This is a genomic window from Dietzia sp. UCD-THP, from assembly GCF_000349585.1.
In the GTDB taxonomy this organism is placed as follows: domain Bacteria; phylum Actinomycetota; class Actinomycetes; order Mycobacteriales; family Mycobacteriaceae; genus Dietzia; species Dietzia natronolimnaea_A.
In genome coordinates this window covers 18,268-35,889 of record NZ_KB714655.1, presented here as the reverse complement: position 1 = coordinate 35,889, position 17,622 = coordinate 18,268, and the positions used below count along the sequence as shown (strand labels likewise).

Annotated in this window: 18 protein-coding genes; 14 read left to right on the top strand and 4 right to left on the bottom strand. The window is 71.4% G+C overall.

The window, feature by feature from the left end:
* Positions 1–216: 216 nt before the first annotated feature.
* The 3 genes from H483_RS33770 (at position 217) to H483_RS33760 (ending at position 3,249) form a co-directional block, all read left to right on the top strand.
* Positions 217–1,104: an alpha/beta fold hydrolase gene (locus H483_RS33770; protein WP_017837782.1), complete on the top strand. Its 888-nt coding sequence runs from the start codon at positions 217–219 to the stop codon at positions 1,102–1,104.
* 114 nt (positions 1,105–1,218) lie between these two features.
* Positions 1,219–2,529 (top strand): D-inositol-3-phosphate glycosyltransferase, encoded by a 1,311-nt coding sequence (gene mshA, locus H483_RS33765; RefSeq protein WP_081615225.1) that lies wholly within the window; start codon positions 1,219–1,221, stop codon positions 2,527–2,529.
* Positions 2,530–2,658: 129 nt separating this feature from the next.
* Complete coding sequence (locus H483_RS33760) at positions 2,659–3,249, top strand: YbjN domain-containing protein (protein WP_017837780.1); 591 nt, start codon at positions 2,659–2,661, stop codon at positions 3,247–3,249.
* Between the two features lie 173 nt (positions 3,250–3,422).
* Here H483_RS33760 and H483_RS33755 read toward each other — a convergent pair whose 3' ends face one another.
* Positions 3,423–5,126 carry a long-chain-fatty-acid--CoA ligase gene (locus H483_RS33755; protein WP_017837779.1) on the bottom strand — a complete coding sequence of 568 codons (1,704 nt, stop codon included), beginning with the start codon at positions 5,124–5,126 and terminating at the stop codon, positions 3,423–3,425.
* A gap of 41 nt (positions 5,127–5,167) precedes the next feature.
* Here H483_RS33755 and H483_RS33750 point away from each other — a divergent pair, with 41 nt between their 5' ends.
* The 3 genes from H483_RS33750 (at position 5,168) to H483_RS33740 (ending at position 7,911) form a co-directional block, all read left to right on the top strand.
* Positions 5,168–5,917, top strand: a complete 750-nt coding sequence (locus H483_RS33750; RefSeq protein ID WP_017837778.1) for a phosphoglyceromutase — start codon at positions 5,168–5,170, stop codon at positions 5,915–5,917.
* A gap of 111 nt (positions 5,918–6,028) precedes the next feature.
* Positions 6,029–7,225 (top strand): cell wall metabolism sensor histidine kinase WalK, encoded by a 1,197-nt coding sequence (locus H483_RS33745; RefSeq protein WP_031265061.1) that lies wholly within the window; start codon positions 6,029–6,031, stop codon positions 7,223–7,225.
* Positions 7,222–7,911 (top strand): response regulator transcription factor, encoded by a 690-nt coding sequence (locus tag H483_RS33740; protein ID WP_017837776.1) that lies wholly within the window; start codon positions 7,222–7,224, stop codon positions 7,909–7,911. Before H483_RS33745 ends, H483_RS33740 begins: the two co-directional genes overlap by 4 nt.
* Positions 7,912–7,956: 45 nt before the next feature.
* On the opposite strand, the gene H483_RS33735 is transcribed toward H483_RS33740, so the two are convergent.
* Positions 7,957–8,817: a hypothetical protein gene (locus tag H483_RS33735; protein WP_017837775.1), complete on the bottom strand. Its 861-nt coding sequence runs from the start codon at positions 8,815–8,817 to the stop codon at positions 7,957–7,959.
* 33 nt (positions 8,818–8,850) lie between these two features.
* Here H483_RS33735 and H483_RS33730 point away from each other — a divergent pair, with 33 nt between their 5' ends.
* The 7 genes from H483_RS33730 (at position 8,851) to H483_RS33705 (ending at position 15,626) form a co-directional block, all read left to right on the top strand.
* Positions 8,851–9,798, top strand: coding sequence for a Ppx/GppA phosphatase family protein (locus tag H483_RS33730; RefSeq protein ID WP_042330006.1), 948 nt, complete (start codon positions 8,851–8,853; stop codon positions 9,796–9,798).
* A gap of 1 nt (position 9,799) precedes the next feature.
* Positions 9,800–11,416 (top strand): hypothetical protein, encoded by a 1,617-nt coding sequence (locus H483_RS33725; protein ID WP_017837773.1) that lies wholly within the window; start codon positions 9,800–9,802, stop codon positions 11,414–11,416.
* A 106-nt stretch (positions 11,417–11,522) separates the two neighbouring features.
* Positions 11,523–12,365 (top strand): pyrroline-5-carboxylate reductase, encoded by an 843-nt coding sequence (gene proC, locus H483_RS33720; protein ID WP_031265060.1) that lies wholly within the window; start codon positions 11,523–11,525, stop codon positions 12,363–12,365.
* A 248-nt stretch (positions 12,366–12,613) separates the two neighbouring features.
* Entirely contained in the window at positions 12,614–12,835 is a 222-nt protein-coding gene (locus H483_RS33715; RefSeq protein ID WP_017837771.1) for a helix-turn-helix domain-containing protein, read from the top strand.
* 172 nt (positions 12,836–13,007) lie between these two features.
* Positions 13,008–13,109 (top strand): 30S ribosomal protein bS22, encoded by a 102-nt coding sequence (locus H483_RS38840; protein WP_003855542.1) that lies wholly within the window; start codon positions 13,008–13,010, stop codon positions 13,107–13,109.
* A gap of 175 nt (positions 13,110–13,284) precedes the next feature.
* Positions 13,285–14,496 carry an NAD-dependent epimerase/dehydratase family protein gene (locus H483_RS33710; RefSeq protein WP_042330023.1) on the top strand — a complete coding sequence of 404 codons (1,212 nt, stop codon included), beginning with the start codon at positions 13,285–13,287 and terminating at the stop codon, positions 14,494–14,496.
* Positions 14,493–15,626: a lysophospholipid acyltransferase family protein gene (locus H483_RS33705; RefSeq protein WP_017837769.1), complete on the top strand. Its 1,134-nt coding sequence runs from the start codon at positions 14,493–14,495 to the stop codon at positions 15,624–15,626. The genes H483_RS33710 and H483_RS33705 overlap by 4 nt, the downstream gene beginning before the upstream one ends.
* Before the next feature lie 88 nt (positions 15,627–15,714).
* On the opposite strand, the gene H483_RS33700 is transcribed toward H483_RS33705, so the two are convergent.
* Positions 15,715–16,824, bottom strand: a complete 1,110-nt coding sequence (locus H483_RS33700) for an HAD family phosphatase (RefSeq protein ID WP_017837768.1) — start codon at positions 16,822–16,824, stop codon at positions 15,715–15,717.
* 71 nt (positions 16,825–16,895) lie between these two features.
* On the opposite strand from H483_RS33700, the gene H483_RS33695 reads away from it, so the two are divergent.
* Positions 16,896–17,165 (top strand): glutaredoxin family protein, encoded by a 270-nt coding sequence (locus H483_RS33695; protein ID WP_031265059.1) that lies wholly within the window; start codon positions 16,896–16,898, stop codon positions 17,163–17,165.
* A gap of 38 nt (positions 17,166–17,203) precedes the next feature.
* Here H483_RS33695 and H483_RS33690 read toward each other — a convergent pair whose 3' ends face one another.
* Positions 17,204–17,611, bottom strand: coding sequence for an HNH endonuclease (locus H483_RS33690; protein WP_017837766.1), 408 nt, complete (start codon positions 17,609–17,611; stop codon positions 17,204–17,206).
* Positions 17,612–17,622 lie beyond the last annotated feature (11 nt).

The window sequence follows — 17,622 nt, the reverse complement described above, 5'->3', positions numbered from 1 at the left end:
CCCCGGCCCGACTTGTGTGTCCCGAACGGCCAGCCTCCACCGGCTTATGCGTGCCGAGTGGTCCATTCCGCCCGCGCACCCGGGCGGAATGCGGGCGGACAGGGCGCACAGCCCCCCGGTGAGCCACGGGGCAGCTCCCGGTGAGCCACGCGGGCCGTCGACGATGTCCGGGATCTGGACATCTCCGCCGGATCTGCGCCTGGCACGATGACTCCCATGAGCCCCTCAACCTCCCCCGCCCCGTCCGCCTCGTCAGGCGTCTCGTCGGCCGTCTCCTCCGACGGCACCGTCCTGGCCTACCGCGTTCTCGGCGACCCCGCCGCCCGCCCGTTGGTACTGGTCCACGGCTGGGCCCAGTCGAGCGCGAGCTGGGGGCCGGAGCTGCTGGACGCGCTGGCCACGCGGTTCCGGGTGGTGGCGGTGGACCTGCGCGGGCACGGGCACTCCGGGGTGGCCGAGACGGGGTACGACTCCTCCGAGCAGTGGGCGGACGACCTCGAGGCGGTGCTCGACGCCGCCGGGATCGCCGGGGCCGGGGACGCCGGGGCCGGGGACGCCGGGGCCGGGGGCGCGATCCTGCTCGGCTGGTCGTACGGCGGGATCGTGGTCTCCGACTACCTCGCCTCGCGCGGCGAGGGTCGAATCGCCGGACTGGTGCTGTGCGGAGCGGTCACCGCGGTCTCGCGCTCCGCCGGCGGCGCGGTCGGCCCGGCCATGATGGCGGTCGCCGACGGAGGGTTCGCCGAGGATCCGGGAACCGCGATCGCCACCCTGGCGGGCTTCGGCACCGCCATGATGCGCTCGGGCGACGGGGTGAGCCGACAGCGGATCTTCGGTCTCTCCCTGGCCACGCCCCCCGCGGTGCGGCAGAAGCTGCTCACGCGACGGGTGGACCACGACGACACCCTGCGCGGCCTGACCATCCCCGCGCTGGTGATCCACGGCGAGCATGACGGGGTGGTGCTGCCCTCGGCGGGCCGGGCCAACGCCGAGATGATCCCCGGCGCGCGCCACGTGGGATTCGCCGAGTCAGCACACGCGCCCTTCCTCGAGGAGACGCCGCGGTTCCTGGCCGAGCTCGACGCCTTCGCCGCCGAACTGTGAGCACGGCCCCGCGACGCTGCCCCTCCTCCGTGGCGGCGGGTCCGCGGTGGGGAGACGGGCGGGCCCTCTCGTGCCGGAGTGCGCCTCGTCGTCGTCGCGGGCACAATCGGTGAGGTGACCGTCTCCGATCTGCGCACCGGCGCCGTGGCCCACCTCCCACGGCGTATCGCCGTCCTGTCGTTCCACACCTCGCCCCTGGCCCAGCCGGGCACGGGTGACGCGGGCGGGCTCAACGTGTATGTGCTGCAGGCCGCTCGTCGGTTGGCCCGCCGGGGAGTGGAGGTCGAGGTCTTCACCCGCGCCACCCACTCCTCGCAGCCGCCGGTCGAGCAGGCCGGCGACGGCGTTCTGGTGCGCAACATCGTGGCCGGGCCGTTCGAGGGCCTGCGTAAGGAGGACCTGCCCACGCAGCTCTGCCCCTTCGTGGCCGGCGTGATGCGGGCGGAGGCCGGACACGCCCCCGGGCACTACGACCTCATCCACTCGCACTACTGGCTGTCCGGACAGGCCGGTCTGGTGGCCTCCGAGCACTGGGGCGTGCCGCTGGTGCACACCGCGCACACCCTCGCGGAGGTGAAGAACGCGGTCCTGGCCGACGGCGACGTCCCGGAGCCGGAGTCCCGGCGCATCGGGGAGCAGCAGATCGTCGACTCCGCACACCGGCTCGTGGTCAACACCACCGGCGAGCGCGACGAACTCGTGGGCTACTACGACGCCGACCCCGCGCACATCGACGTGGTACCCCCGGGCGCCGACCTCGAGCAGTACACCCCCGGGACGCAGCGCGGCACGGAGCGGGCCCGTCGGGCGTTGGGGCTCGCGCAGCGATCGGAGGTGATCGCGTTCGTCGGGCGGATCCAGCCGCTCAAGGCCCCCGATGTGATCGTCCGCGCACTCGCCGAGATCGTGCGGGAACAGCCGCAGCGCGACGTGCGCCTGATGGTGGTGGGCGGGCCCAGCGGGTCCGGGTTGGAGCGCCCCCGTTCACTCATGGACCTGGCCGACGAGCTGGGCGTGGCCGACCGGGTGAGTTTCCTCGCGCCGCGGCCACCCTCGGAGCTCGTGGACGTGTACCGGGCCGCCGACATCGTGGCCGTGCCGTCGTACTCGGAGTCGTTCGGGCTCGTGGCCCTCGAGGCGCAGGCCTGCGGCACGCCGGTCGTGGCCGCCGCCGTCGGCGGGCTGCCCACGGCGGTCGACAACGGCCGCACCGGGATCACCGTGGACGGGCACGACCCGCGCGAGTGGGCGACGACGCTGGTGGGACTGCTCGACGACGACGAGCGCCGCCTGTCCATGTCGCGGGCCGCCCCGGTCCACGCCTCCACGTTCTCCTGGGATTCCACCGCCGACGGGCTTCTCGCCTCCTACTCGGGCACGATGGCCGACTACCGGGCCCGGCGAGAGGCGGCCACCGCCTCCTGACACCCCGGGGCCCCGCCGGTCGGCGCGCCCGTCCGATCAAGCCCCGCCCGATCAAGCCCCGCCCCGTCCGAACCTCCCCCCGCGACGAACCGCTCACGAATACAGGGGAGTCGAACCGAAGGAGTCACGATGATCGACCCCACCGAGAACAAGCGCATGGACGAGGGCAGCGGTGCCGACGACAGCGGTGCCACGCCGCGCGGTGCCGACGACGTCGACGGCCCCACCCTCGAGTTAATCCGTAACTTCCTGGTGGAGCGCGACATCGAGTCGACGTTGGCCGACGGCCGGGTCTTCGTGGTGCAACTGCCGGGGGAGAAGCGCCTCAAGACCGCCTGCCACCTGACGGTGAACCGGGAGAGCGTGCGGATCGAGGCGTTCGTCTGCCGCAAGCCCGACGAGGACTTCGAGAAGGTCTACAAATACCTGCTGCGGCGCAACCGGCGCCTGTACCAGGTGGCGTACACGCTGGACAACAACGGTGACATCTACCTGGTGGGCCGGATGCCGCTGGTCGCGGTGACCGAGGAGGAGCTCGACCGCGTGCTGGGCCAGGTGCTCGAGGCCGCGGATCACGACTTCAACATCCTGCTCGAGACCGGCTTCCACACCTCGATCCGACGCGAGTGGGAGTGGCGCGTCTCGCGCGGTGAGCCGCTGCGCAACCTCCACGCGTTCCGTCACCTCACCGAGGACCTGCCCCAGCCGGGCCACGGCTGACGACCCGCTCGCGCCCCCTCTGCGCCCACCCGTCGAGAAGACAGTTCCGCCACCTTCTTCTCGGCCGATGCGTGCGGGACGCTCTTTTCGATGGTGTGGGCCGCCGCGGGTGCCGACGCCCGGGCTGCTGCACCCGGCGGGGCCGCCGCGGGTGCCGACGCCGGACCGGCGCGTCAGATGAGCTCGGCGACCTTCTTGCGCAGGACCTTGCCCATCGGGTTGGTGGGCAGCTCGGCCACCGGCACGAACTCGCGCGGGACCTTGTACCCCGCGAGCGAGGCCTTGCAGTGGGCGCGCAGGGCCGGGGCGTCGAGCTCGGCGCCCGGTTCGAGCACGACCGCGGCCACCACCTGCTCGCCGCCGTCCGCTCCGCGTCGCCCCACCACCGCGCAGTCGGCCACGCCCGGCGCGCGGCGCAGGACCGCCTCGACCTCGGAGGGGTACACGTTGAACCCGCCGGTGACGATCATCTCCTTGATGCGGTCCACCACGTGGAGGAAGCCGTCGGGATCCTGGGTCACGACATCGCCGGTGCGCAGCCATCCGTCGTGGAAGGTCTCGGCGGTGGCCTCGGGGTTGCCCCAGTACCCCGGGAAGACCTGTGGGCCCCTGACCAGCAGCTCACCGGGCTCGCCCGGGGAGGCGTCGACGGAGGGATCGTCCTTGTGGGAGACGCGGATGTCGGTGTCGGGGAAGGGGATGCCGATGCTGCCGGCCCGCCTCGCCGTCGACATGGGGTTGCCGACGGTGATGGGCGAGGTCTCGGTCATCCCGTAGCCCTCCACGAGCAGGCCCCCGGTCGCGGCCTCCCACCTGGCGATGAGGTCGGCGGGCAGGCTCATCGCCCCCGAGAACGAGTGGCGCACGCCCCGCAGCGAGATCCCCCGCCGGTCGGCCTCCTCGAGGATCTTCGAGTAGATCGGCGGGACCGCCGGGATGAAGGTCGGCAGGTCCTTGGCCAGGATGGGCATGATGAGGTCCATGTCGGGCGTGGGGACGAGTTGCAGCCGCGCCCCCTGGGCGATGCCGAACACCACGCACATCGTCACCCCGTACGCGTGGAACATCGGCAGTGAGGCCAGGAACCGCTCCCTGCCCGGCTCGAGCTCGGGTACCCAGGCCTTGCCCATCGTGGCGTTGGCCACCAGGTTGGCGTGCGAGAGGGTGGCCCCCTTGGGGGTGCCGGTGGTGCCGGAGGTGTAGAGGATCAGCGCCGGGTCCTCCGCGCTCGGCCGCGGATAAGAGAAGTCCAGCTCCGGGCCGGTCTCCAGATCGCGCCAGTCCAGGGTCCCGGGGGCGGGGGCCGACAGCTTCCCTCGCGAGGCGCGCAGTGAGGGGACCGGCAGGTACTTGAGGGCCAGGCGCTTGGCCGCGGGGAGCTCGTCGAGCAGGTCGACGGCGACGATGTGCTCGATCTCCGTGCCGGGGCGGTCGGCCAGGTCACGCACCATGCCGGCGACGACGTTCCAGGTCACCGCCACCTTGGCGCCGTGATCGGCGAACGGACCCTCGAGTTCGTCGGCGGTGTAGAGCGGATTGTGCTCCACGACGATCGCGCCGATCCGCAGCGCGGCGTAGAACACCACGATCCCCTGCGGACAGTTCGGCAGCAGCACCGCGACCCGGTCCCCGCGACCCACCCCGAGGCGGCGCAGTCCCTCGGCGGCGCGGCGGACCCGGCTGGCGATCTCGGAGTAGGAGGTCAGGCGGCCGAAGAACTCGGTCGCCGGTCGGTCAGAGTAGGCCCGTACGGCGTCGTCGAACTGATCGACCAGCGTGGTGGTGCCGTACTCGAGGTCGTGCGCGGTGCCCGGGGTGTAGTGGGCGGTCCACGGACGGTCGGGTCGATCGGGGGTGTTGCCGGCGTCTGTGGTCATGTCTGCACCGTAGTCCTTACGCGTCGGGTCATAATGGCCGCATGGCTTACGGAACTCTCGTCCTGCTGCGTCACGGTCAGTCCACGTGGAACGCCTCCAACCAGTTCACCGGATGGGTCGATGTGGACCTCACCGACCTCGGACGCGAGGAGGCGGTCCGCGGTGGCAGGCTCCTCGCCGAGGAGGGCATCCTGCCAGACGTCCTGTTCACGTCCCTGCTGCGCCGGGCCATCACGACGGCCAACATCGCGCTCGACGCCTGCGACCGGCACTGGATCCCGGTGGTGCGGCACTGGAAGCTCAACGAGCGTCACTACGGCAAGCTCCAGGGCCTCAACAAGGCGGAGATCAAGGACGAGTACGGGGACGAGCAGTTCATGCTGTGGCGTCGCAGCTACGACACGCCGCCGCCGGCGATCGACCCGGACAACGAATACTCGCAGTCGGCGGACCCCCGCTACGCCGACCTGCCGGAGGTCCCGCTGACCGAGTGCCTCAAGGATGTCGTGGACCGGTTCATCCCGTATTACGCCGCCGAGATCGCCCCGCAGCTGGCGGAGGGCAAGACCGTGATGGTCGCCGCGCACGGCAACTCGCTGCGTGCGCTGGTCAAGCACCTCGACGGCATCTCCGACGAGGACATCGCGGGCCTGAACATCCCCACCGGCATCCCGCTCGTCTACCGCTTCGACGAGTCCGGTCTGGTCTCCAACCCGGGCGGCACCTATCTCGACCCGGAGGCCGCGGCCGCGGGAGCCGCCGCAGTCGCCAGCCAGGGCGCCCAGAAGTAGGTGACGCTCCGGTGAACTCACGGAGAACCCCCGTCCACCTGCGGACTTCCCGCGGATGGACGGGGGTTCTCTGTTGTGGTCGTCGGTTCGCCGCACCGTAGTATCTGGCACGTGCAGGTCAGTTTCGGGATCGCGCTCGCGATCGTCGCCGCGGTGGTCGGCTTCGTCGTCGGCGGCTTCGTCGTCCCCCGGCTGCACGCCCGTCGTGAGCTCCGGCTTGCCGAGCAGCAGGGGCCGAGCCGGCTGGAGGTCCTGCGGGCGGTGTACCACCAGGCGCCCTACGCCCTGGCCGTGGTGGACCGCCATCAGGACGTGGTGCTCTACAACCGTCGCGCCGCGGAGTTGGGGATCGTGGACGACCGGCTCCTGGTGGACCCGGTGTGGAGCGCCGCCGAGGCCACGTTCGCCTCTGGCCAGCCGTCGGCGTTCGACCTGCCCGCCAAGGTCACCGTGGGCCGCCGTCGAATCCCGTCGGTGAGCGGTCGGAGCGAGATCCTCGGCGGTCACCTCGGGCAGTTCGCGGTGGTGTTCGCCGACGACGACTCCGAACAGCGCCGCATGGAGGCCGCCCGGCGCGACTTCGTCGCCAACGTGTCCCACGAACTCAAGACCCCGGTGGGGGCGATGGCGGTGCTGGCCGAGGCGTTGCTCGAGTCCAAGGACGACCCGGAGTCGGTCGAGTACTTCGGCGGACGCGTGGTGAACGAAGCCCACAGGCTGGGCAAGATGGTCTCCGAACTCATCGAGCTGTCCCGGCTGCAGGGAGCCGAGCGGATCCGCGATCCCGAGCCGGTGGACGTGGACGCCGTGGTGGACGAGGCGATGCGCCGGTCGGCGGCCGCGGCGGAGGCGGCGGGGATCGAGTTGATCACCGACGCCCCCTCCGGGCTCGAGGTGTCGGGCGACTGGACCCTGCTGGTCACCGCGTTGACCAACCTCATCTCCAACGCCGTCAACTACTCGCCCGAGCGCACCCCGGTCTCGATCACCCGGACGCTCGACGGCGACACAGTCATGCTGCGGGTCACCGACCGGGGGATCGGCATCGCGCCCGAGCACCAGACCCGCGTCTTCGAACGGTTCTTCCGCGTGGACAAGGCCCGTTCGCGGGCCACCGGCGGGACCGGGCTGGGTCTGGCGATCGTCAAACACGTGGCCCAGAACCACAACGGCGCCGTCAGCATCTGGAGCCGACCCGGGACCGGGTCCACGTTCACACTCGAACTTCCGGCCCATGTGGAGCCGGGTGGCGAGGGGCCCCCGGCCCCTACCGAGCACGACCGACAAGGAGAGGACCAGGTGCCGTGACCAGGGTGCTGATCGTAGAGGACGAGGCCTCGCTGGCGGATCCGCTGGCGTTCCTCCTGCGCAAGGAGGGCTTCGAGGTCACCATCGCCGGCGACGGCCCGACCGCGCTGGAGAGCTTCGACGCGGAGGGCGCGGACATCGTATTGCTGGATCTCATGCTCCCGGGCATGTCCGGAACCGACGTGTGCAAGAGGTTGCGGGTGACCTCGAGCGTCCCGGTCATCATGGTGACCGCGCGGGACAGCGAGATCGACAAGGTGGTCGGGCTGGAGTTGGGGGCCGACGACTACGTGACCAAGCCCTACTCCGCCCGCGAGCTCATCGCCCGCATTCGGGCCGTCCTGAGGCGCGGGGCGGACGCGGAGGCCGACCAGTCGGACGACATCGGTGTACTGGAGTCCGGGCCGGTGCGCCTGGACATCGAGCGACACACGGTGACCGTCCGCGGAAATGTGGTGACCCTCCCGCTCAAGGAGTTCGACCTCCTCGAGTACCTGCTGCGCAACTCGGGCCGGGTGCTCACCCGCGGCCAGCTCATCGACCGCGTCTGGGGGTCGGACTACGTGGGCGACACCAAGACGCTGGACGTTCACGTCAAGCGGCTGCGGTCCAAGATCGAACAGGATCCGGGCAAGCCGGTCCACCTGGTGACGGTCCGCGGGTTGGGCTACAAGTTCGAGGGCTGAGCGAGACGTCCGAGGGCTGAGCGTCGCGACCGGCCCGGTGCTAGATCAGGACCCGCAGGCCCGCCCGGAGGTCGCCCGCTCGGTCGCGGGGTGCACCGCGACGATCCCCAGCTGGCGGCGGCGCCGGCACGCCGCGGCCAGCACCTCGTAGCAGTCGGCCCCCAGCAGCTCCACCAGCTCGTCGCGCAGCGAGACGAACACCGGTTCGGTCCCGACGTGCGCCTCGGGCGAACCGGTGCAGTACCAGTCCAGGTCCAGCCCGCCGGGGCCCCAGCCGCGACGGTCGTACTCGGCGATACGGGTGTGCAGGACCTCCACCTCGTCGGCCCGGGTCTCCCACTCCTGCGTGCGGCGGATGGGCAACTGCCAACACACGTCCGGTTTGGATTCGGGCAGGGTGCGGCCCGTCCGCGCCGCCATGTGGTGCAGGGCGCAGCCCGAGCCGGCCGGGAAGCCGACGTCGTTGAAGAACACGCACCGGCCGCCCAGGCGGCGCGTCCTCAGAGCGGGCTCGGGCTCGCCGTCGTCCCCGGTGAGTTCGTCCTCCTCCAGCCACGGCTCGAGATCGCCGCCCTCGGCCTCCGCGGCCTCCAGCGCGGCCCCCCGGTGCTGCCAGTCCCCGGGCCCCAGGAGTTCGACGTTCACGGCCAGGCGTGTGCGGTCGTCGTCGTCACACAGGAATGCGCCGTGGGTACAGCAGCCCGCGTCGGGCTGCCCGGCGTCGATGCCGTGGCAGGCCGGTGTGCCGAAGACGCACGTCCACGAGGACAGCAGCCACGTCATGTCCGCGGACACGAGATGCTGGTCGTTCGCCGGGTCCGGGAACGTGTACCACTCGTGGGGGAAGTCGAGGGGGACTTCCGCGGCGGGCGCGCCCGGGCTGCTGGTGCGTTCGGTGGCGGTCACAACCTGCGACCGTAGACCGTTTAGGGTGGGCGTGTGAGATTAGGTGTCCTGGACGTCGGGAGCAACACGGTCCATTTCCTCGTGGTCGACGCCCATCGCGGGGGGCATCCCACTCCCATGAACGACTCCAAGACGCGTCTGCGGCTCATCGAGTACCTCGATGAGGACGACAACATCTCGAAGACCGGCGTCGCCAGGCTCGTCGACGCCGTGAGTGAGGCCGCTGACCTGGCCAAGGCCACCAAGTGCCGCGAGGTCATGGCCCTGGCGACCTCCGCCGTGCGCGACGCCGCCAACTCGGACGCGGTGCTCGAGAAGGTCGAGAAGGAGACCGGGATCGCTCTGCGCGTGCTCTCCGGCGAGGACGAGGCGCGCATGACCTTCCTGGCCGCCCGCCGCTGGTTCGGCTGGAGCGCCGGGCGGATCGTCAACCTCGACATCGGTGGCGGCTCACTCGAGCTGACGAACGGCGAGGACGAGCTGCCCGAATACGCCTTCAGTCTGCCCCTGGGTGCCGGACGGTTGACGCACGACTGGTTCAAGACCGATCCGCCGGAGCGCAAGCGCATCAACCAGCTGCGTGACTTCATCGACGCCGAGCTGGAGGGCCCCGCCAGGGAGCTGCGGGCAGCCGGTGTACCCGACCTGGCCTGTGCCACGTCCAAGACGTTCCGCACGTTGGCTCGGCTCACCGGTGCGGCGCCGTCATCGGAGGGGCCGCGGGTCGAGCGGATCCTCACCGCGTCGGGTCTGCGGCAGGTGATCGCGTTTATCTCTCGCATGACGGCCGCTGACAGGGCAGAGTTGGAGGGCATCAGCTCTGACCGATCGCATCAGGTGGTCGCGGGAGCGCTGGTGGCGGAGGCGTCGATGAGGGCTCTGGGTTTGGAAAGTGTGAAAATCTGTCCGTGGGCCCTGCGGGAGGGCCTCATTCTGCAGCGTCTCGACCGGGACGCGGGCGGCGACGGGAAGGGGAGCTGAGATGGCCGAGGATCAGGACGGTCAGCAGATCACCGTGGCGGAGCTGCTCAAGCGCATGGGCGCGGAGCAGTCGGACGCGGCGGCACCCAAGGCGCGTCGGCGTCGGCGGGCCGACGAGGGCGGCGGCAGCGGCGTGAGTGTCTCCGAGCTCACCGGCGAGATCCCTCGGATCACCGACGACACCGAGCTCGGCAGCCGCGCCGCGCGTCGCCGCGCCCGTGAGGCCGAGCAGGCCTCCGCGCAGGCCCCCGCGCAGACCCCCGCGCAAACCCCCGCGCAGACCTCGAAGCCCGCCGGACAGAGCGCCGCCTCGGGGGAGAAGTCGTCCGAGACGACGACGAGCCCGTCCGCCTCGCAGGATGTGCGGCCGGGCAGGCGTCGAGCACCCGAGACGGACGCGCCCGGTGACGTGCGTATCTCCGAGGCGCCGGGCAGACGCCGTGCGCCGGAGCCCGCCGCGCAGTCCCCTGCCTCCACACAGTCGCGGTCGCAGACCGGGCCTCAGCCACAGACGTCGCCGGCATCGTCGACCCCGCAGGCCGCGACTCCGCAGGCAACGACCCCGCAGGCTTCGGGCCAGCAGTCGATGCACTCCCACCCATCGCCCCGGTCGTCCGACTCCGAGCGGTCCGCCGACTCCGGCAAGAAGGGCGGGCTGCGCGGACTGTTCGGTCGCAAACGAAAGGCCGAGGACGACTCCGCGGGCGGGGACACGACCCGGGAGCAGTCCGGGCCACCTGCCTTCCGGCCGACCCCGGCGGGTCGTTCGGACACCCCACCCGGCGTCGCCGCGGGTGCCGCTGCAGGTGTCGCGGGGACCGTCGCTGCCGGGTCGGCCGCGTCGACGGATCGATCCGCTCCCACCGTGCCGGTGGAGAAGGTCGACTCGAGTCGTGCCTCGTCGACTCCCGACGGCCCCACTCCGGTCGCCCCGGCTCCGGCCGCGTCGGCGTCCACCGCACCCACCGCGCCCGGTTCCACCGCACCCACGGGGTCCGGCCACACCGCGGCGTCGACCTCGGAGGCGTCGACGGCTGCTCCTCCGAAGAAGTCCGGTCCGGCGGGGGACACGTCGGCGTGGGGCATTCCGTCGGGCAGCGGTTCGACACCCCACAAGGCCCCCGACGTCCCGGCCGACACCCCGGCCGACGCCGCGGCCGGCGGAGCAGCGGCCAGGGGCGCGGCCGCGACAGGCGCCGCTGCCACCGGCGCGGCAGCGGCAGGGGCGGCCGCGAGCGGCGCGGCGACGTCTCGGCCGGACGTCTCGACCGACCCCGGCCCGGGCAGCGTTGCCCCCGCCGACGCCGACGCCGACGCCCCCGCCGAAGCCCCTGCCGACGCCGACCAGGCCGTGCGCTCCTCCACCACGGAGTGGCTGGTCCTCGTGGCGCAGGTACTGGCCTCGGGCGTCGCCGGCGCGGCCCTGTTCATCGGCTTCCATCTGTTGTGGCGGGACCTTCCGTGGGTGGCCATGGCCCTCGCACTCGTCGTGATCGTCGGCCTGGTGGCCATGGTCCGCGTGCTCCGCAGGTCCAACGACACGGTCAGCATCGCGCTGGCGGTGATAGTCGGCCTGGGAGTGACCTGCGGGCCACAGTTGCTCAGACTGATCACCTGACCGGCCCACGGCTCCAGGCCGATCCCGCCCCGACTCCGCCCGCGCCTCACGGTGCGGGCGGAGTCGTCGTTCCGGGCCGTCGCGGACGTGTGGCACTGTTGGGGACATGACGAGAATCGCAGTGGTCGGTGGCGGACGCATCGGCGAGGCACTCATCGCAGGTCTCCGCAAGTCGGGGACGGAGCAGTCGGACATCGTGGTGATCGAGGCCGTCGAGCCCCGCGCCTCGGAGCTGGCCAGGAAGTACTGCATCCTCTCGACCAGCCTGGACATCGGCTGCGAGGGCGCGGACGTGATCGTGGTGGCCGTCAAACCGGGTGACGTCCCCGCGGTGGTCGACCGGATCGGCGACGCCATCTCCGACAGCGTTCACGAGTCGATCGTGGTGTCCCTGGCGGCAGGTGTACCCACCTCGGTGCTGGAGAACAAGCTCAGTGCGGGATCCCCGGTCGTGCGGGTGATGCCCAACACCGCGATGCTCGTGGGGCAGGGCGTCTCGGCCGTGTGCAAGGGCCGCTACGCGCGTGACGAGCACCTGGAGAAGGTGGTCACGGTCATGGAGAGCGTCGGCGCCGTCGTCGTCGTCGACGAGTCGAAGATGGACGCCGTGACGGCCGTGTCCGGCTCGGGCCCCGCCTACTTCTTCCTCCTCGCCGAGGCGATGGTGGACGCGGCGGTGGAACAGGGCCTGCCCCGCGACGTCGCGCTGCGGCTCGCGACCGGCACCGCCCTCGGCGCCGGCGCGATGCTCACCGCCGGGGGGGACGGCCCCGCCGACCTGCGTGCGGCGGTCTGCTCCCCGGGCGGCACCACGGCGGCGGCGATCCGACGGCTCGAGTCCGGCGGCTTCAGGTCGGCCGTGGCGGACGCGGTGGAGGCGTCGGCGACCAGGTCGAGAGACCTGGCCCTGGCCGCGCAGAAGGCGGACGACGACGAGCGGGACGACTGAACCGCCGACGCATCAGCCACTCCCGTCCCGCCAGGTGAGATGTCAGCCACCTCGGCGGGACGCCGTATTTAACACAAGCCCTGCTCAGAGCGGGTGAGGACGCGGTCGGACGGCGTGTCGTCAAAGATATTTGCCCACTCCCGTCGCATTGATCACACCCTTCACGCTAGGCTCATGCCCAGCACGTGCGTGTCAGTACCGCAGGAGGGGAAGCCTGCGGCACGACGCGTGCCACGAAGGGTTGAGAGATGGCGACTACCGACAAGACCGAAGGCGGCGCACAGGCGGCGGGGGGTTCCCAGTTCCTCACCGTTGCCGAGGTCGCAGCGCTGATGCGCGTGTCCAAGATGACGGTCTACCGGCTCGTCCACTCAGGCGAGCTGCCCGCGGTGCGGGTGGGGCGGTCGTTCCGCGTGCATTCCAAGGCGGTCCACGAGTACCTGGACACGTCGTACTTCTCCGCCGGGTGAGCCGCCCGGACCCCGCTGGTGCACCGGTCCTCGGGTCCGTTTTCGTCGCGGCCCCGCCTGCGGGTAGTCTGGACGGGTTCCGTACCGGCTTCCGAGCCCGCTTAGACGCCGGAACGCAGTAAGCCCGCTGTAAGGCCCCAGACCAGTAGTCGACAGGTAGGTGACCCCCGATATGGGTTCTGTGATCAAGAAGCGCCGCAAGCGTATGTCCAAGAAGAAGCACCGCAAGATGCTCCGCCGGACGCGCGTGCAGCGTCGCAAGCTCGGTAAGTGAGTCCGGCGGCGCCGAGATAGCGCCCGGACTCACGCCTGCAGCAGATGCCCGTCACCCGAGATGGTGGCGGGCATCGGTGTGTTCGGGACCAGGCGCGGCGAGGCGCCCGGAGGTCGGTGAACGGGGGCGCGGACCGGGCAACGGAACGTGGGGGTCCCCCGCTACAGTGGTCTGGGTGAACCCCGAAGCGCCAACCCGCCGGCCCGCCCGGGCGGTCGCTGTCGTGGGCGGAAGCAGGTACCTCGGTGCCCACCTCGTGGGGATGCTGCTCCGGACCGAGACCGTCGAGCGCGTCCTGGCGATCGACTCGGTCAAGCCGTCGCCGCAGCACCGCCGCCGGATGCGGGACGCCGAGTTCGTCCGGCTCGACCCCCAGTCGCCGCGTCTGCAGAGCATCCTGCGGGACGCCGGCATCGACACCGTGGTGCACGCCGGCCTGCACCACACCGATTTCGCCCCGGGCGGCCGCGCCGCCGTCAAGGAGTCCAACATCATGGGCTCGATGCACGTGATCGCGGCCTGCGGCCGGGCCGCCAGTGTCAAGCGGTTCGTGCTGATCTCCTCGACCACCGTCTACGGCTCCTCGGGCGTGGACCCGGCGATGTTCACCGAGGACATGGCGGCCCGCCGCCAACCCAGCGGCGGCATCCCTCTGGATCACCTGGCGGTCGAGGGGTACGTGCGGGGGATGTCCCGCAAACGGCCCGACATCGACGTGACCATCCTGCGGATTCCGGCGATCCTCGGCCTGCCCGAGCCCACGGTGTTCGGGGAACTGCTCGCGCCCTCGATCGCCCCCGTCCTGGCGGGGTACGACCCCCGCATCCAGCTGCTGCACCCGCAGGACGCACTCGACGCGCTCCTGCACGCCACCCAGGGCGCCGCGCCGGGGACGTTCAACATCGCCGGAGACGGGGTGCTCACACTGAGCCAGGCGATCCGGCGGGCCGGGCACGTCCCGCTGCCGGTGCCGCCGCAGACGTTCAAGCTCGCCGTGCGACTGCTGTCCAGCCAGGGACTGCGCGACATCGGCTCCTCGCAGCTGCGCTACCTGCGCTTCGGGCGCGCCGTCGACACCACACGCATGCGCCAGGAGTTCGGCTTCACACCCCGGTACACCACCGAGGAGGCGCTGCACTCCTACCTCGTGGACTCCGGGACGGAGCCCCTGATCACCCGCGCCTCGCTCGAGCGTCAGACCGCCAAGGTCGCCGCCCTGCTCCCGGCTCCGGTGGCCGACCGGCTCCGCTCGGGGGTCGACACCACCCTGTGCGAGCTCGAGGCACTCGGGGCTCTGCCCGACCCGCACGAGCCCGACCCGCACGAGGGCGACCCGCACCAGGGCGATGCTCCCAAGGCCGACGCGATCCAGGAGGAGGCGCTGTGAGGGGCCCTGAATTCGACCTGAGCCAGCCGCTCGGCGGGCCCCGTTGGGGGGAGGGTCGCCGCGACTCACGCAGCTCCCGCATCGTGGGCGAGGGATTCCTCGGTGCGACCACCCCCGGCGATGCCGCGGCCACCGAGATCGGCCGGATCGTCGACAGGTTCCTCACCGCGGTCCGGGACTCCCTCGGCCAGGTGGTCGAGGCACTACCCGTCGACGCCGAGGTCATGGGACCCGTCCGTGAGGCCGCGCGGGGTGTCGACGCGATGCTGGCGACCGGCGACGTCAGCGCACTGTCGGGGTTGGTCGAGACGATCAACGGCGTCGGCGAGCTGATCGCCACGCGGCTCACGGGCGGTTACGAGGTCGACGAGTTCGGTTTCGACGAGCACTTCCACGAGCACGTGTGGCTGCCGCTGTGGCGTCCGCTGTTCGAACACTGGTTCCGGGTCGAGGTGATCGGCGCCGAGAACGTGCCCGCGGAGGGCGCCGGGCTGATCGTCTCCAACCACGCCGGGGTCCTCCCGCTCGACGCCATGATGACCACCGTCGCCGTCCACGACCACTCGGGACGCGCCCTGCGGCTCCTGGCCGCCGACCTGGCGATGACGCTTCCGGTGTCCGCGCCACTTGCGCGGCGGGCCGGGGCGACCCTGGCCTGCGCCGCCGACGCCGAGCGCCTGCTCGAGAGCGGGCACGTGGTCGCCGTGTGGCCCGAGGGTTACAAGGGACTGGGCAAGCCGTTCTCGGACCGGTACCGGCTGCAACGCTTCGGCCGCGGGGGGTTCGTCTCCACCGCACTGGACGCCGGCGCGCCGATCATCCCGTGCTCGGTCGTCGGATCGGAGGAGATCTACCCCAAGATCGGCGAGTTCTCCCCGTTGGCGCGTCTGCTGGGCGTCCCGTACCTGCCCATCACCCCGACGTTCCCCATGCTCGGTCCTCTCGGTGGGATCCCGTTGCCCACCAAGTGGACCATCGAGTTCGGCGAACCCATCGAGACCTCCCACCTCGGTCCGGACGCCGGCGACGACCCGATGATCGTCTTCGAGATCACCGACCAGGTCCGCGAGACCATCCAGAACACCCTGTTCCGGAACCTCGCGCGTCGCGGGAGCGTCTTCTTCGGCTAAGCCGCGCGGCCGCGCTCGCCGACGGCGGGCCCGGCGCGGCGTCGAGTCGGGACGTGGAGGGGGCCTGACGCGTCGGGACTCGGTCGGGTCAGAAGATCCGTCGGATCTGGTCGATGGTCCGCACGCCGTACGACGACTTGACGGCCGCCCTCGCGCCTGCGAGCCCGCCCACCGCGAGGACGCCGGGGACCGCCTTCTTGGCGGCTTTGCGTACGGTGCGGAAGTCCTTGATGTCCCAGCCGTTCTCCGAGGCGTACTTGCGCAGCCGCCCATCCGGGTTGATGGCCACCGGGTGGCCGACCATCGTGAGCATGGGCATGTCGTTGAAGCTGTCCGAGTACGCGTAGCACTTGGACAGGTCGAAGCCCTCGGCCTCGGCGAGGGTGGAGATGGCGTGCGCCTTGCCGGGCCCGTGCAGGATGTCGCCCACCAGCCGGCCCGTGTATACGCCGTCCTTCTCCTCGGCCACCGTGCCCAGCGCGCCCGAGAGCCCGAGCCGCGACGCGATCACCCGCGCCAGCATGACCGGCGTCGCGGTGACCAACCAGACCTGCTGACCGGCGTCGAGGTGCATCTGGACCAACGAGCGTGTGCCCGGCCAGACGCGGTCGAGCATCGAGGTGTCCACGACCTCCTCGCTCAGCGCGGTCAGCTCGGCGACGGTGTGACCCTTGACGAAGTTCAGGGCCTTCTCGCGGCCCGCCGCCACATCGTCGGCGTTCTCCTTGCCGGAGACCCGGAATTTGACCTGCGACCACGCCATCGACGCCACGTCCTGCGCGGTGAAGAACTTGTGCTTGGCCAACCCGCGGGCGAGCAGGATGATCGAGGCGCCCTGGATCAGGGTGTTGTCCACGTCGAAGAACGCCGCGGCCTGCGGGTCGGGGACGAACTGCGTCGCGGCATGGTCGTCGAGGTCCTCGGCGGTGGCGTCGGCGAGCGGAGGGCCCGGCTCGGCTTCGGGCTCGAGCTTGACGGCGTTCCTGGCCGAGGCCTCGCCGGCGACGCGCTGATCGCGGTGGTTGCGTCGGCGCCAGACCAGTCGGCCGATCGCGCTGGTGACGTCCGCCCGCCCGGGAAGCCGGAGACGAGTGCCCTCTGAGTCTGAGTCCGGGTCCGCGTCCGGGTCTGAAGCCGACGCCGGGTCCGGATTCGAGGCCGGGTCGGCGTCATCGGCGGCATCGGTGTGGTCGTTCACCGGGTGGACCTCCTAGTGGGGGTGGGACCCCATCCTAGAGGAGCCCGGAGGGGGTGGGGCACTATCAGGGCATGGTGCACACGGTGACCCTGCTTACTCGTGAGGGCTGCGGAAGCTGCGTCCGCGTCCACGGCCAGCTGCTGCCGCTCTGCGCCAGCGCGCACGCCCGGCTCGAGGTGGTGGACGTGGACCGTGCCGGCGATCCCGAGCTCGCGGCGGAGTTCGGCGACCGCCTCCCCGTGGTCCTCGTGGACGGCGCGGAGCACTCGTGTTGGGAGGTCGACGACGACGAGCTGAGCGCCGACCTCGCCGCCCCCGAACCGTTTGGTGGCTGGGACTGAGCCCGCCGACCGCGCCGACCGGACCCACCGCGCTCGCGCTACTCGTCGGCGCGCAGGGCCCGCAGGATCGTCGCGTGCCGGACCAGGAACGTGCGCTCGTCGAGCTTCTTGCGCCGCAGCCACCCGGTGACCTCGCTGTTGTGCTTGCTCGCGTTGCAGGAGGCGCACGCGGGGACCACGTTCTCCAGCGTGTAGCGGCCGCCTCGCGACACGGGCATGACGCAGTCGCGCTGCAGGGCCGGTCCCGGCGAACGGCAGTAGGCGCATCCGGCCCACGCGCGGAGGAGGTGCGCCCACTGCGACGGGGTGAGGTCGTTGTCGACGCGGGAGAGGCGTCGCTGCCGTCGCTTCGCGTACCGGGCGCGGGACGCCCGCCCGCCCCCACGCCCCGACGCGGACGCGGTGGTGGAGGACGTTGTCGCGGAGGACCTGCGGCGTGGTGGCACGGCGCAACCGT

Bases quoted from the DNA above. Each gene is read 5' to 3' on its own strand.
- H483_RS33750 (WP_017837778.1), top strand. From the start codon at position 5,168: ATGGCTTACGGAACTCTCGTCCTGCTGCGTCACGGTCAGTCCACGTGG.
- H483_RS33770 (WP_017837782.1), top strand. From the start codon at position 217: ATGAGCCCCTCAACCTCCCCCGCCCCGTCCGCCTCGTCAGGCGTCTCG.
- H483_RS33725 (WP_017837773.1), top strand. From the start codon at position 9,800: ATGGCCGAGGATCAGGACGGTCAGCAGATCACCGTGGCGGAGCTGCTC.
- H483_RS33715 (WP_017837771.1), top strand. From the start codon at position 12,614: ATGGCGACTACCGACAAGACCGAAGGCGGCGCACAGGCGGCGGGGGGT.
- proC (WP_031265060.1), top strand. From the start codon at position 11,523: ATGACGAGAATCGCAGTGGTCGGTGGCGGACGCATCGGCGAGGCACTC.
- H483_RS38840 (WP_003855542.1), top strand. From the start codon at position 13,008: ATGGGTTCTGTGATCAAGAAGCGCCGCAAGCGTATGTCCAAGAAGAAG.
- H483_RS33695 (WP_031265059.1), top strand. From the start codon at position 16,896: ATGGTGCACACGGTGACCCTGCTTACTCGTGAGGGCTGCGGAAGCTGC.
- H483_RS33760 (WP_017837780.1), top strand. From the start codon at position 2,659: ATGATCGACCCCACCGAGAACAAGCGCATGGACGAGGGCAGCGGTGCC.
- H483_RS33755 (WP_017837779.1), bottom strand. From the start codon at position 5,126: ATGACCACAGACGCCGGCAACACCCCCGATCGACCCGACCGTCCGTGG.